The 13,041-nt window shown below is 51.3% G+C and carries 10 protein-coding genes; 5 read left to right on the top strand and 5 right to left on the bottom strand.

Annotated elements, in window-relative coordinates:
* The first annotated feature begins 110 nt into the window (after positions 1 to 110).
* Both VB712_RS04270 and VB712_RS04265 read left to right on the top strand, forming a co-directional pair.
* Positions 111 to 2,009 carry a long-chain fatty acid--CoA ligase gene (locus VB712_RS04270; protein WP_323252472.1) on the top strand — a complete coding sequence of 633 codons (1,899 nt, stop codon included), beginning with the start codon at positions 111 to 113 and terminating at the stop codon, positions 2,007 to 2,009.
* A 37-nt stretch (positions 2,010 to 2,046) separates the two neighbouring features.
* A complete protein-coding gene (locus tag VB712_RS04265) occupies positions 2,047 to 2,487 on the top strand; it encodes a YlqD family protein (RefSeq protein WP_323252470.1) in 441 nt (146 codons plus the stop codon).
* A 136-nt stretch (positions 2,488 to 2,623) separates the two neighbouring features.
* Here VB712_RS04265 and VB712_RS04260 read toward each other — a convergent pair whose 3' ends face one another.
* Complete coding sequence (locus VB712_RS04260) at positions 2,624 to 4,027, bottom strand: nucleobase:cation symporter-2 family protein (protein ID WP_323252468.1); 1,404 nt, start codon at positions 4,025 to 4,027, stop codon at positions 2,624 to 2,626.
* 205 nt (positions 4,028 to 4,232) lie between these two features.
* On the opposite strand from VB712_RS04260, the gene VB712_RS04255 reads away from it, so the two are divergent.
* Positions 4,233 to 5,837: a cellulase family glycosylhydrolase gene (locus tag VB712_RS04255; protein ID WP_323252466.1), complete on the top strand. Its 1,605-nt coding sequence runs from the start codon at positions 4,233 to 4,235 to the stop codon at positions 5,835 to 5,837.
* Between the two features lie 44 nt (positions 5,838 to 5,881).
* On the opposite strand, the gene scpB is transcribed toward VB712_RS04255, so the two are convergent.
* Positions 5,882 to 6,403, bottom strand: a complete 522-nt coding sequence (gene scpB / locus VB712_RS04250) for an SMC-Scp complex subunit ScpB (RefSeq protein ID WP_323252464.1) — start codon at positions 6,401 to 6,403, stop codon at positions 5,882 to 5,884.
* A gap of 43 nt (positions 6,404 to 6,446) precedes the next feature.
* Positions 6,447 to 7,295 carry an ABC transporter ATP-binding protein gene (locus VB712_RS04245; RefSeq protein ID WP_323252462.1) on the bottom strand — a complete coding sequence of 283 codons (849 nt, stop codon included), beginning with the start codon at positions 7,293 to 7,295 and terminating at the stop codon, positions 6,447 to 6,449.
* 102 nt (positions 7,296 to 7,397) lie between these two features.
* On the opposite strand from VB712_RS04245, the gene VB712_RS04240 reads away from it, so the two are divergent.
* On the top strand, positions 7,398 to 7,991 hold the full coding sequence (locus tag VB712_RS04240) for a Uma2 family endonuclease (RefSeq protein WP_323252460.1): 594 nt from the start codon (positions 7,398 to 7,400) through the stop codon (positions 7,989 to 7,991).
* 70 nt (positions 7,992 to 8,061) lie between these two features.
* On the opposite strand, the gene VB712_RS04235 is transcribed toward VB712_RS04240, so the two are convergent.
* Positions 8,062 to 10,635, bottom strand: coding sequence for a GAF domain-containing protein (locus tag VB712_RS04235; protein ID WP_323252458.1), 2,574 nt, complete (start codon positions 10,633 to 10,635; stop codon positions 8,062 to 8,064).
* A gap of 394 nt (positions 10,636 to 11,029) precedes the next feature.
* On the opposite strand from VB712_RS04235, the gene VB712_RS04230 reads away from it, so the two are divergent.
* Positions 11,030 to 11,815, top strand: coding sequence for a hypothetical protein (locus VB712_RS04230; protein ID WP_323252456.1), 786 nt, complete (start codon positions 11,030 to 11,032; stop codon positions 11,813 to 11,815).
* Between the two features lie 13 nt (positions 11,816 to 11,828).
* Here VB712_RS04230 and VB712_RS04225 read toward each other — a convergent pair whose 3' ends face one another.
* Positions 11,829 to 13,019, bottom strand: a complete 1,191-nt coding sequence (locus VB712_RS04225; RefSeq protein ID WP_323252454.1) for a GNAT family N-acetyltransferase — start codon at positions 13,017 to 13,019, stop codon at positions 11,829 to 11,831.
* Positions 13,020 to 13,041: the final 22 nt, after the last annotated feature.

Below are 13,041 nucleotides of genomic sequence, written 5' to 3'. Positions count from 1 at the left end.
GGAGGAAAGCCATCAAGGGGGGGCGATCATCATCACTGGCACATCGGCAAAGATCGGTAAAATTTCTAGGTTAAGATGGCGGCAGATTACACGCAACCATCGCCAAGCCTATGCACAGATCCGACTACGCCAACGCCCAATCTCTCTCGCAGGTCTGGGCCATGACCTGCGAAAAACACGCCAATATCGAGGCTCTCCATGATCCTCACAGCAAGCCTCCCAGTAAATACACTTACCGCGAACTGCAAGCCGCCATCGAGCAATTTGCAGCGGGGTTGCAAGCCTTGGGCCTCAAGCCGGGGGATAAAATCGCCCAATTTTCCGACAATAGCCCCCGCTGGCTGATTGCTGATCAGGGGGTGATGCTGGCGGGAGCCGCCAACGCCGTGCGCTCTGCCCAAGCCGATCGCCAAGAACTCCTCTATATTTACAGCGATAGTGATAGCGTCGCGCTGATCGTTCAGGATTGGGCGACGCTGGCAAAACTGCGGCCAGAAATCGAGGATCTCAGCATTACCTTTGTAATCCTTTTATCTGATGAAACACCAGAAGATCCTGGTTTTGAAAAATGCCTGGACTTTTCCCAACTGTTGGCATTAGGGGCTGATACCCCATTCACCCCCGTTGCATTAACGAAAAACGATTTAGCCACACTGCTCTATACCTCTGGAACCACCGGCCAGCCTAAGGGCGTGATGCTCACCCATGGTAATTTGCTCCATCAGGTGGTGGCGACCCAAAGTGTGATTGAACCGGCAGCGGGCGATCGCGTCCTCTCGATCCTTCCCAGTTGGCATTCCTACGAGCGCAGTGTGGAATATTTCCTGTTTGCCAATGGTTGCACGCAAATTTACACCAATATTCGCTTTTTCAAAGAGGATTTAAAGAACTTTAAACCCCATTTTATGGTAGGTGTTCCCCGATTATGGGAATCGATCTATGAAGGGGTGCAAAAGAGTTTTCGGGAAAAATCCAGCGGTCAGCAGAAGTTAATTCACTTCTTTTTAGGCCTTTCGGAAAAGTATATCAAAGCAAAGCGGATTGCCACGGATTGCGAACTGTTGGAGCCGAATCCCAGTGGGGGCGATCGCACCAAGGCCAAAATTAAAGCAATGGTGCTTAAACCCTTCCATGGGTTAGGCGATCGCCTCGTCTACCACAAAGTCCGGGCAGCGACCGGCGGTTGTGTGAAATATTTCGTCAGCGGTGGCGGCTCTCTGGCCCGTCACATTGATTTATTCTATGAAATCCTCAACGTACCCCTGATCGTCGGCTATGGCTTAACGGAAACCGCTCCCATCGCCACGGCTCGGAGTCTGGATCGCAATTTGCGGGGTTCTGCGGGCCTGCCCCTGCCTGAAACGGAAATCCGCATCGTTGACCCCGAAACCCGCCAAACCCTCCCAGAACGGCAACAGGGTTTAGTGTTGATCCGAGGGCCGCAGGTGATGCAGGGTTACTATAAAAAGCCCGAAGCCACCGCCAAGGTCATTGATGCCGAAGGCTGGTTTGACAGTGGCGATTTAGGGATGCTGACCCATGGCGGCCATCTGGTGTTAACGGGCAGGCTGAAAGATACAATTGTTCTCACCAATGGCGAAAATATCGAACCCCAACCCATTGAAGATGTCTGTGTGCAAAGTCCCTACATTGATCAAATGATGCTGGTGGGGCAGGATCAAAAAGCCCTAGGAGCCTTGATTGTCCCCAATTTAGATGCTTTGGCGAAATGGGTAGAGGGGCAACAACTTAATTTGACCTTGCCGAAATTAGGGGAGGATGCTCGGTGTGATCTCGATGATCCGAAAATCCAAGCCCTGTTTAGCCAAGAACTGCGGGAACGGGTGCGGAACCGCCCCGGCTACCGTCGGGATGATCAGATCGCCGTTTTTCGGTTGCTCCTCGAACCCTTTAGTGCTGACAATGGAATGCTCACCCAAACCCTCAAGATGCGCCGTCCGGTGATCACCGAACGGTATCACGCTATCATTGACGGGATGTTTGATTGATTTACCAATACTGCAACCGAGAGGAATTCAATTCGTCATGGCCACCGAACTTACGATTAAACGCCCCGTTGTCCTGAAAGTTATCGTGACTCCCCGTTGGAAGGAAGAAGTGACGGAACAACTGCAAGCCCAAAGCACGCAGATTGATCAGCAGATTCAGGATATTGATATGCAAGGGCAGCGGGCGATCGCTGAAGTCCAAAAACAGGGTGTTGCCTTGACCAATCCCCAAGCCCTGCAACAAATCGAAGCCATCCAAAACCAAGTCAACCAGAAAAAGAACGAACTCCAACAGCGCAAAAACCAACTCTTGCAACAACTCGACCAAATCCAAAAGGTCGAAATGGAGCAAGAAGTGGCCCAAGGTCAAATTGATGGCACTTGTACCGTTGCGGTGGGGGATAATCTGGTGAAAAAACTCCAGGTTGAACTGGTGGTGCGCGATGGCATTGTCCAGGAAATTCGCGGCGAACTCTAGGTTCTTTTTCCTCGTGTCATGGCTCTGCCATGACGCGCTCCCATGGCGGCTCTGCCGCCTGGGTTCGGGAGGCAGAGCCTCCGGGGTTCCGTTACCTGGCAGAGCCAGGTAACGAGACCTAGGTTTATCTAGGGATTTATTCCCTGGGGCCAGGAATGATCAGGTTTAACAGCAAAGCCGATAAACCCCCGGTGGAAATCCCCGAAGAGAAAATGCTTTTCACCAACGTAGGAGAAGTTTCCAGAATTTCCGGCACAAACGTCACCCCTAAGCCTAAACCTAAAGAAACGGCCAAAATCATCGAGTTGCGCTTCGTTAAGTTGACGCATGAGAGAATTTTTAACCCTGCTACAGCTACCGTAGCAAACATCAAAATCGTTGCCCCGCCTAACACCGGCTGAGGCATTGCCTGCACCACCCCCGAAACAATCGGGAATAGTCCTAACAACACCAAAAAACCGGCAATAAAATAGCCCACATAGCGACTGCCCACGCCGGTTAATTGAATCACACCGTTATTTTGACTAAAAGTTGTGTTGGGAAATGTGGCAAAACAGGCGGCAATTAATGAGTTAATCCCATCGCCCAGGATACCTCCCTTAATCCGACGCATATAGAGGCTGCCTTGAATGGGTTCACCAGAAATGGCTGAAGTCGCAGTTAAATCGCCGATAGATTCAATGGTGGTAATTAAATACAGAAAAATAAAGGGAATAAAGCTACTCCAACTAAAGCCCATGCCATAGCGGAAGGGAATCGGTACGGTGAAGATGGCTAAATTGCTGAGATTGCTAAAACTAACAAAACCCATGGGAATCGCAGCAATATAACCTACTGCCAAACCAACAACAATGGCCGACATACGTAGATAGGGGCTATTAAAACTATTGAGAATCAAGATCACCAGCAACACTAAACCCGCTAACCCCAAATTTTGAGCACTGCCAAAGTCTTCAGTCCCGACGAGACGCGCACCGCCCCCCACACTGACAATGCCCACTTTAATCAGGGTGAGGCCGATCAACGTGACAACCACACCTGTAACGAGGGGGGTGATGAATGTGCGGGCGAGATGAAGAAATTGACTAAAAAAGATTTCCACAAAGGCCCCAAAAAAGCACAGCCCAAAGATCACCCCCAGAGCTTCCTCTTTGGTTTGGCCGCTATTGATGGCGGCAAAACCGGCGGCGAGGATGGGGCCGAGAAAAGCAAAGCTAGTGCCTTGAATGCTGAGGAGTCCGGAACCGACGGGGCCAATCCGTTTCGTTTGGATAAAGGTGGCCACTCCGGAAATCAGCAAAGACATCGAGATGATAAAGGTGGTGTCTGGGCCTTCTAGTTCGAGGGTGTTGCAAATGATGAAGGGGGGAGTAATAATGCCCACAAATACAGCGAGGACGTGTTGCAGGGCAACAAAGAGAGTTTCAATGAGGGGGGGACGATCTTCGAGTTTATAGATCAGGTCTGATTCCAGGGTGATGGGTTCATTGCTGACGGGTGTTTCGAGGGTCTCCGGTTGGGGCAGGTCTGAAGGGGTCATGGTCGCATAGGGTGATAGAGCTATTCACTGAGATCTGTTCACTGTGGCGAAAAGAGCGGGATTCTGCTGTAACGAAAACTACGGCTTGGGGAAATCTGATCCAACAGATTCATCAATCCTTCGAGACTCACCTCAACCATTGGGCCGTGTGAACTTTTTGGTGGGTTAAATGATCAAGAATAGTGATAACCCATTCACAATCACGATGTCTCTACTCTCACGATCCAAACCTCTGAAAATTCTGGTTAGTTTTCTCTGTGGCCTAGGGCTGATCCTTGGCCTCAGTTCCCTCTATCCTGCTTGGACAGCCTCCCTCCCGCCTACTCCCCTGTCCACCCAAGGTAGCCAGATCCTCGATGCCCAAGGTCGCCCGATCCTACTGCGGGGGGTGAACTGGTTTGGCATGGAAACTGATACTCGCAGCCCTCACGGCCTTTGGGTGCGCGATTACCAAAGTATGCTTAAGCAGATCAAAGATCTGGGATACAACATTATCCGGTTCCCCTTTTCCGTCGAAGGGTTGCGGGCCAACAGCATCAGCGGTGTGGATTTTAATATTGGCAGTAACCGGGAACTTCAGGGCAAAACTCCCCTGCAAGTGATGGATTTGGTCGTGCAGGAGGCGGAACGGCAAGGGCTGTTTATTCTCCTGGATAGCCACCGCCTCAATCAGTACCGCATTCCCGAACTTTGGTATGGGGATGGCTATAGTGAGCAAGATTGGATTGATACTTGGACGATGTTGGCCCGTCGCTATCGTCAGCAAAAAAATGTGATTGGCGCGGATTTGAAAAATGAACCCCATGGCCCTGCCAGTTGGGGGACGGGCGATCGCACCACGGATTGGCGATTGGCGGCAGAGCGTTGCGGCAATGCGATTCAGGCCGTGAATCCGGATTGGTTGATTGTTGTTGAGGGGGTCGAGAAAAATGTCCCCGGCCAGCAATTGGCTAACCATTGGTGGGGGGGCAATTTAGAGGGGGTGCGCCGTTTTCCGGTGCGCCTCAATGTACCCCGTAAACTGGTTTACTCTCCCCATGAATATGGCATGGGTGTTTCTGATCAGGCCTGGTTCCATGAACCGAGTTTTCCGGCAAATTTGCGCGATCGCTGGCAAATTGGCTTTCAATACATTGCCGATGAACAGATCGCCCCGATTTTAATTGGGGAATTTGGCGGTCGCCAAGTGGATAATCAATCCAAGGAAGGGATTTGGCAACGGGCGCTTGTTCGCTTTATTGAGGAAAAGGATCTTCACTTTACCTATTGGAGTTGGAACCCCAACAGTGGCGATACGGGGGGAATTCTCCAAGACGATTGGCAACAGATCCATCAGGATAAGCAGGCTCTCCTCAGCACGTTGTTAGGGAAGAATCCCACCACGCCCCAACCGAGTCCTACACCCCAACCCAGTCCCACACCTCAACCCAGTCCCACACCTCAACCCAGTCCCACACCTCAACCCAGTCCCACACCTCAACCCAGTTCTACCTCAGGGGGGAATACCGGCGGTCTGGTGGTGCAGGGTACGATGGATTCTGATTGGGAGACGGGGTTTTGTTATCGGTTTGCGATCGCCAATCGTAGCAATCAAACCAGTCCCCCTTGGCGGCTACGCTTCCGGATGAACCAAGCCCAAGTTCAAAACAGTTGGAATGGTGATTTTCGCCGTCAGGGTTCGGAATATACCGTCACGCCCGCCAGTTGGGCGCAACGGGTTCAACCGAATCAAGTCGTTGATATGGGCTTCTGTGTCAACAAACAGGGGGCAGACTATCGGCCCAGTGCAGGGGAAATTTTGATTCCCTAGGCTCTGAACTGCGGCTCTCATGCTCAAGTTGAGGGCCGCAAAAATTAAGGATTGCCCGTGGGAGAACTCGATCTCATCTGGGCCATGATTTGCGATAACTCATCCACTTCAAAATATTGATGAAATTTATCCGTGACTTCCAATAAATACGATCGCCCCTCTGGTTGGCGACGCTTGCGGATAAAGCCCAATTCTACTAATTCCTGCACCTGCTGATAGGCACTACTGCCCCGTAGATCGATTAAATCGGTTTGGATAATGGGGGATTTGAGGGCAATGACGGCGAGGGTGCGTAATGCGCCAATCCCTAACTCCGCCGGAACCAAATTTTGCAGTAAATTTTGAAAAGTGGGGCGCAGTTGGAGACTATACCCGGCGGGGGTTTCCACCACTTCTAAGGCACTATCCCGGTGGGCATAGTCGTCCATCAGTTCGAGGAGGGCTTCTTGGGCGGCGGCATTTGAACAAGTGGCGCATTGGGCGATCGCCCCCACGGCCATCGGTTGCCCCTTGAGGTAGAGGATCGCTTCAATACGGGTCGCCAAACGGGGAGATGGATCACTCATTGCTAGCACCAAGAACGAAACCCCTCAAACGAAGAGGGATCCATTAATCTAACTGATGACCTGTCAGTTTGACAAAAATATCCTCTAAATTTGAGGCGCGGCACATCATCCCCGTTTTATCGGCAACGGTGTCGAGGTATTCATTGGCGGCCTGTACCGTGGGGAAAAATTTCGACTCGATGCGATCGTCCACTTGGCGAATCACCAACCCGGAGCCATATTTCGCCTTAAATTCTGGCAAAGTCCCCAGTTCAATCAGCTTGCCCTTATCCATGATGCCAATGCGATCGCACAAAAATTCCACCTCATCCATATAGTGGGTGGTGAGCAACATCGTCATCCCTTGGCGGTTGAGGTCGCGGATAATTTCCCAGAGGCGGCGACGGTTTTGGGGATCGAGGCCCACGGTAGGTTCATCGAGAAAGAGGATTTCCGGCTCATGCATCAGGGCGCGGGCAATTTGCAGCCGCCGCTTCATCCCCCCGGAGAGGGTTTTCGCTAAATCGGTGCGGCGATCGCCCAACTCCACATAATCCAACCATTTGGTAATCCGGCGTTTCCGTTCCGGGGCGGGAATGTGGTGCATCCGGCCATGGAATTCGAGGTTTTCCCAAACGCTCAAATCTAAATCAACGCTCACCTGCTGCAAGACAACGCCGATGGAGCGTTTCACCTGAGCCGGATTTTGAGTGACATCACAGCCTGCTACTTGGATCAATCCTCCGGTGGGCCGGGTGAGGGTGATCAACATTCGGATTGTCGTCGATTTCCCCGCTCCGTTGGGGCCAAGCAGGCCGAACATTTCCCCCGGTGCAATGGCAAAGGAGAGGTCATCGACAACGGGGACGTTGTTGTAATGTTTATAAACGTGGTCGAGTACGACGGCGTTCAAGGCTTTTGTCCACTTTACAAAACTTTATTGGAACTTTCATTTTAACCCGATTCCGCCCACCCTCAGAGCCGTTAGGATGGAAAGAGATTGCCCCTAACTGCAATGCCATCCTCCCGCTTTTCCCTCACCATTCCCCCCACCGTTACGCTCCAGGTGACGGCGAGCCAATTTGCTGACCTGGCCCAGGCCAATCGAGATCTACACCTAGAGCGCAATGCCAACGGAGCATTAATCATGACCCCCCCCACCGGCGGCGAGACCGGCCGCCGTAATTTAAAGATCGGTTACTACTTGGTGAAGTGGTTAATGGAAGAGGGGGGTTCTGGGGTCGCCTTTGATTCCTCCACTGGCTTTATCTTGCCCAATGGCGCTCATCGCTCCCCCGATGTGGCTTGGTTGGCCCCGGATCGTTGGGATCGCCTCACCGCTGCCCAGCGCCAGGGATTTATTCCCCTCTGCCCGGATTTTGTGATTGAACTGCGATCAGCGAGCGATCGCCTCCCCACATTGCAAGCCAAATTGCAGGAATACCTCAACAACGGCACACAACTGGGTTGGCTCATTGACCCCCAACATCAGCAGGTGGAAATTTACCGTCGGGGGCAGGGGGTGGAAGTGCAGATTACCCCCCAAACCCTATCGGGGGAGGTTGTGCTTCCCGGTTTTACGTTACCCTTGGGGGAAATTTGGCGTTAATTCCCTTGTCCAATTGATCGGCGTGGGGGCGCAAAATTTTTGTGCCTCCGGCAGGCTTACGCCAACGCCCCTACTTCGTCAGCATTGTATGGATGCCGTCCCATTCCTCCGGGGGTGGGCTTTCCAGATAGCGGGCGCAGCGGTGAAGGTGGATCGTGATCGGCGTGTCGCGGGGTCGGAGTTGGGCCGCCTGCTCGAAATGGGCGATCGCCCCCCGAAAATTCCGCTCTAAATAAGCCTCCCGCCCCTGATGGTACAGTTCCAAAAAATCCAACAACACTGGATCGAGGCGATCGGGGCGGCGATCAATTAACTCATAGATTTTCACCGCCTTACTTTTCCCCTTCACCCGCGTTAAATCCAACTCCCGCACCAACAACCGCTCCTCTCCCCGACAGGCTCGATAGGTGGACTCGCTGATCAAAATATCGCAACCATATTCTTTTGTTAAACTTTCCAGACGTGAACTCAAATTCACTCCATCGCCAATCACCGTATAGTCCATCCGTCGCTGGGAACCAATATTTCCCGCCACCACTTCCCCAGAACTAATGCCAATGCCAAAGCGGATTTGGGGTTGATGACTAAACAAGCGGGATTGATTAAACTCCGCCAACCGATGGCGCATATCAAGGGCCGATTCCACCGCCAGCAAGGCATGATCATCGAGATGTAACGGCGCACCAAACACCGCCATCAGCGCATCGCCAATGAATTTATCCAGCGTGCCACTGTGATTAAACACAGATTCCACCATCGTTTCAAAATAACTATTCAGGAGAGCGACAACCTCCGTTGCTTCGAGATTTTCCGTCATCGTTGTATAGCCGCGAATATCGGAAAAGAGGATCGTCACATCCTTGCGTTCCCCCACCATTAACTTGTCATCCCCCGCCGCCATCACCTGATCAGCAACACTGGGGTTCATGTAGCGGTAGAGCGTCGATTTCATCCGCTTTTCGCTGCTGATATCCTCCATAATCACCAACCCCCCCCGCACATCAGCTTCAGCATTGGTGAGGGGATTAACGGTTAAGTTAACGCTCCGTTCAAAGGGTTTCAAATCGGCGCGATCGCCACTATCTTGTAAATACTGATCCGGACTACAGAGGGGATCATTCCAAGGTACATAGGCATGGGGATCCAGTTCGCTGGGAATCGCCAGAACCGCATTAAATTCCCCCAAAGAACGACTGAGGGCGATCGCCCCCCGTAACGTCTGCTCCGGCACATAATGTTTCGCGCCATTTTGCAAACTATCCACCAGGCGAAACTTTAAATGTTCAATGGGGAAAATATCCCACACAAACCGGCCAATAATCTTATACTCCCAAAGGCGGCGAATTTTCGCATCATACAGTTGGGATTCCTCCAATCCCAACAACTCCAACGCCGCATCATTGATCGTCACAATTCGCCCCTCTAAATCAGTGGAAATCACCGCATCAGAAAGGCTTTGAAGCATATCCTTTTGATATTGCTTTTCTGTTAATACCGTTTCAAACAATTTGGCATTTTCCAAGGCAATCCCGGCCTGAATATTAAAGGCCTGCATAAACTCCTCATCAGAACTACTAAAACTGCCATCATTTTCCTTATTAATTAACTGCGTTACCGCAATCAATTCCCCATTAGAATTAAACACCGGCATACAGAGAATGCTTTGGGTACGATACCCCGTGCGGCGATCCGTAGAGGGATCAAAGCGGGAATCTTGATAGGCATCGGGAATATTGACAATTTGCCCCGTAGAAGCCACATAACCAGCGATCCCCCGATTGGCAGGAATGCGAATTTCCAATAACTCACTACTATCCGCCGTCGCCACCTTACTCCACAATTCCCCCGTTTCTCGACTGAGCATAAACAACGTACTGCGATCGGCCTTCATTAAACGGCGGGCCTGCTCCATCACTGATTTGAGCGTCGCATCAAGATCCAAACTCTGCCCCAAGCTCGAAGTCGCCTTGAGCAATGCCGCTGCCCCCCGTTGGTTGCGGGCCGCCATGTAAAAGGATTGGCAGGTTTCGAGAATAATCCCAATGGAATCGGCAAAATCTTGAAACCGCTGTTCATCCTCTGGATTAAAGGGCTGGCCATCCGCCTTATTAATCAACTGCACCACCGCCACCACCTGCCCCGTACTGCTCAAAATCGGCATACAGAGGATCGTTTTAATCGGATAGCCGGGAATCATGTCAATTTCCGGGCTGTAGAGGGGGTGATCAGTGATGTTGGCAATATTGAGCGTGATTTTTTTTGCGGCTACATGGCCAGGAATGCCGACATTAAAGGGCAGGCGCAGATGGCGGGAATCGGTTTGATCGTTTTCGTTGAGTTTGGCCCACAGTTGGCCGCTTTCGTTATCGACGAGAAAAATTAGGGTGCGATCAGCTTGGAGGATCTGGCCAATTTTGAGGGTAAAGGCATCCATAACCTGCTCTAGCATACTTTCTAGAGCTTCGTTATTAATCATGTCCAGCGCCCGCAGGAACTGCTGAAATTCAGCGGTGATGAAGTCGAGCAGGCAAATGAATTCGTTAATGGAGAGGTCTTTGACGCGATCGGTGAGGATGCTGGTGCGATTCAGCTTCGTCAGTTGGGTGAGGGAGGCGAGGATGCTGCCAGTATTCGTTAATGGCATAAGCTGTGAATCGCTGGGGGCGTAAAAACCGGTTTTCGACCGATCATAACAAGGTTTGCCCAGGACGGTTGTGATTTGCGTCGAATCCAGGGTTTTTACGGAGCAGGTTGAGCCGTCAGGCGATCTAATCTCGTGCCATAGCTCTGCCATGGCATGGGTATTGGGCGGCTCTGCCGCCTATTGGGGGGAGGCGGAGCCTCCGGGAAGGCATTACTTGGCAGAGCCAAGTAACGAGGAAGTATTGTTATTGAAATTGATAATTAGGGTAAGGGCTGTATTTTGCTTTGTTTTGACTGAACTTGTTTTAACTGAAGGCATTTTTGCATCGTGAACAATCCTTAAAATTTGTTACAATATTGCTGTAATTATAGTTAATCTCAATTAAATCATAAAGATGCATCCTCCCGAAGTAAATCCATCAACCCCCAAAGCTCAGAGCGGGACGATCGCCCCCTTGTTGACCCTCCTCAGTATTGTTGCTGCTTTTGGGATCAATGTTTGGTCGAATATTAATCCCATGGGGGGGCAGTCCATTGGCGTGATTGCCAATACTACCTTTGCGGGGGTGATGATTACGCCGGCCAATTATGCGTTTATTATTTGGGGTTTGATTTATCTGGGGTTAATTGTATTTGGCGTTTATCAACTATTGCCAGGGATGGGCGATCGCCTCGATTTAAACCCCGTTCGTTACGGGATCATTATCAGTTCCCTCGCTCAAATTCTTTGGGTTTTTCTCTTCCTCTCCCGCTGGTTTTGGGCATCTATGGGGGCCATGGTGGTGATTTTAATCGCCTTAGTGTGGAGCTATGGCCAACGCCATCAAGAGCCAGCGAAAACGGGGCGGGAACGGTGGTGTGTGGATCGCCCCTTGAGCCTTTATTGTGGTTGGATTGCGGTGGCGACGATTGTTAATGGGGCAACAGCCCTTTATAGTTCCGGCTGGACGGAGTTGGGGCTAGGGGCCACGGCCTGGACTTGCATCATGATGGCCATTGCGACGGGATTGGGAGGGGCGATCGCCCTTTATTACCGAGATGCGGTGTTTCCAGGGGTATTTATTTGGGCGTTGGTGGCGATCGCCCTGCGCCATAGTGAGAATCTCCCCCTCGTGATCGTGGCGATTTTGGGTGTTGTGGGGTTAGGGGGGGCGATCGTTTGGAGTCAGCGGCGACGTTAATGCACTTGCCAATTTAAACCGTTAAGTGGAAATTGATTTCCTGTTTATTAAAGGGTAAATCGGCATTAATGGCATCGATTTCCTGTTGCTCCATGGTGTTGATTTCATCAATGTAGGAGTGGAGAATTTTGCTGATTCGGGGATCATAGAAGCGGTGGAGGCTGTAGTTTGGCATGGCAGGAAAGCCTCGCCGCCGCTTGTGGCGACCCCCTGCGCCGGGATCGTAGTCGGTAATCCCTTGGCTAATCGCCCATTCAATGGGTTTGTAATAGCAGGTTTCAAAGTGGAGGCAATCATATTCCTCAAAACAACCCCAATAGCGGCCATAAAATTGTGGCCCCTTTCGTAAACAGAAGGACATTCCCACGGGTTTGGGGTTGATCTGATTTTCGGGGTAGGCGACGAAAAGAACGACGCGATCGCTATATTTGGGGTATAACTGTTCAAAAAATTTGCGGGTTAGGTATTTACTCCCCCAATAAAATTTATCGCAGGTGCTGCTATAGAACTGATAAATTTGGGGGTAAAGGTGATGGGGAATTTCTGATCCTGTCAGGGTTTCAATGCGGAGATTGGCCTGTTGAACAGCCTTGCGTTCCCGTTTAATATTTTTGCGCTGGTTGGAGTTGAAGATTTTTAAATAATCATCAAAGGTTTGAAATTCCCGATTTGACCAAATATAACTATGGTGCAACCAAGCACTGAGGCCACAGGCTTCGAGATGGGGCCGCCATTGGGGATCGACAAAGAGAAAATTTGCCCCGGATAGTTGATTGCGATCGCAAAACCGATCAATTTCCCGCATCATCTGAGCCGTTACCGCCGCCTCATCTTCCCCTGGGGCAATCAGGAACCGATAGCCCACCGCAGGGGTAATCGGGGTCATGCCCACCAGTTTGGGATAGTAGGCTAGGCCCAAACGATGGGAGAGATCCGCCCATTGATGATCAAAGACAAATTCGCCATAACTGTGGCTTTTGAGATAGAGGGGGGCCGCACCGATGAGGGTGCGATCGCGCCACAGCGTCAAATGGCAGGGTTGCCAGCCCGCCCGGGCGGTGACGCTCCCAGAGGTTTCCAGGTTGTGGAGCCATTCCCATTCCAGAAAAGGGGTGGCCAAGGGGAGGGCGAGGGCATCCCAATCGGGCTGAGGAATTTCAGCGAGATGACTATGCCAAGACAAACGGTAATGGGGAGCAACCATCAAAACCACAGGAGGAAAACCA

This window comes from Spirulina sp. CCNP1310 (assembly GCF_034932185.1).
Classification (GTDB): domain Bacteria; phylum Cyanobacteriota; class Cyanobacteriia; order Cyanobacteriales; family Spirulinaceae; genus Spirulina.
This window is presented reverse-complemented; position numbering and strand designations above follow the sequence as displayed.

Coding starts and splice junctions, on each gene's coding strand:
- VB712_RS04240 (WP_323252460.1), top strand. CDS start 7,398: ATGCCATCCTCCCGCTTTTCCCTCACCATTCCCCCCACCGTTACGCTC.
- VB712_RS04235 (WP_323252458.1), bottom strand. CDS start 10,635: ATGCCATTAACGAATACTGGCAGCATCCTCGCCTCCCTCACCCAACTG.
- VB712_RS04260 (WP_323252468.1), bottom strand. CDS start 4,027: ATGACCCCTTCAGACCTGCCCCAACCGGAGACCCTCGAAACACCCGTC.
- VB712_RS04255 (WP_323252466.1), top strand. CDS start 4,233: ATGTCTCTACTCTCACGATCCAAACCTCTGAAAATTCTGGTTAGTTTT.
- VB712_RS04265 (WP_323252470.1), top strand. CDS start 2,047: ATGGCCACCGAACTTACGATTAAACGCCCCGTTGTCCTGAAAGTTATC.
- VB712_RS04230 (WP_323252456.1), top strand. CDS start 11,030: ATGCATCCTCCCGAAGTAAATCCATCAACCCCCAAAGCTCAGAGCGGG.
- VB712_RS04270 (WP_323252472.1), top strand. CDS start 111: ATGCACAGATCCGACTACGCCAACGCCCAATCTCTCTCGCAGGTCTGG.
- scpB (WP_323252464.1), bottom strand. CDS start 6,403: ATGAGTGATCCATCTCCCCGTTTGGCGACCCGTATTGAAGCGATCCTC.
- VB712_RS04225 (WP_323252454.1), bottom strand. CDS start 13,019: ATGGTTGCTCCCCATTACCGTTTGTCTTGGCATAGTCATCTCGCTGAA.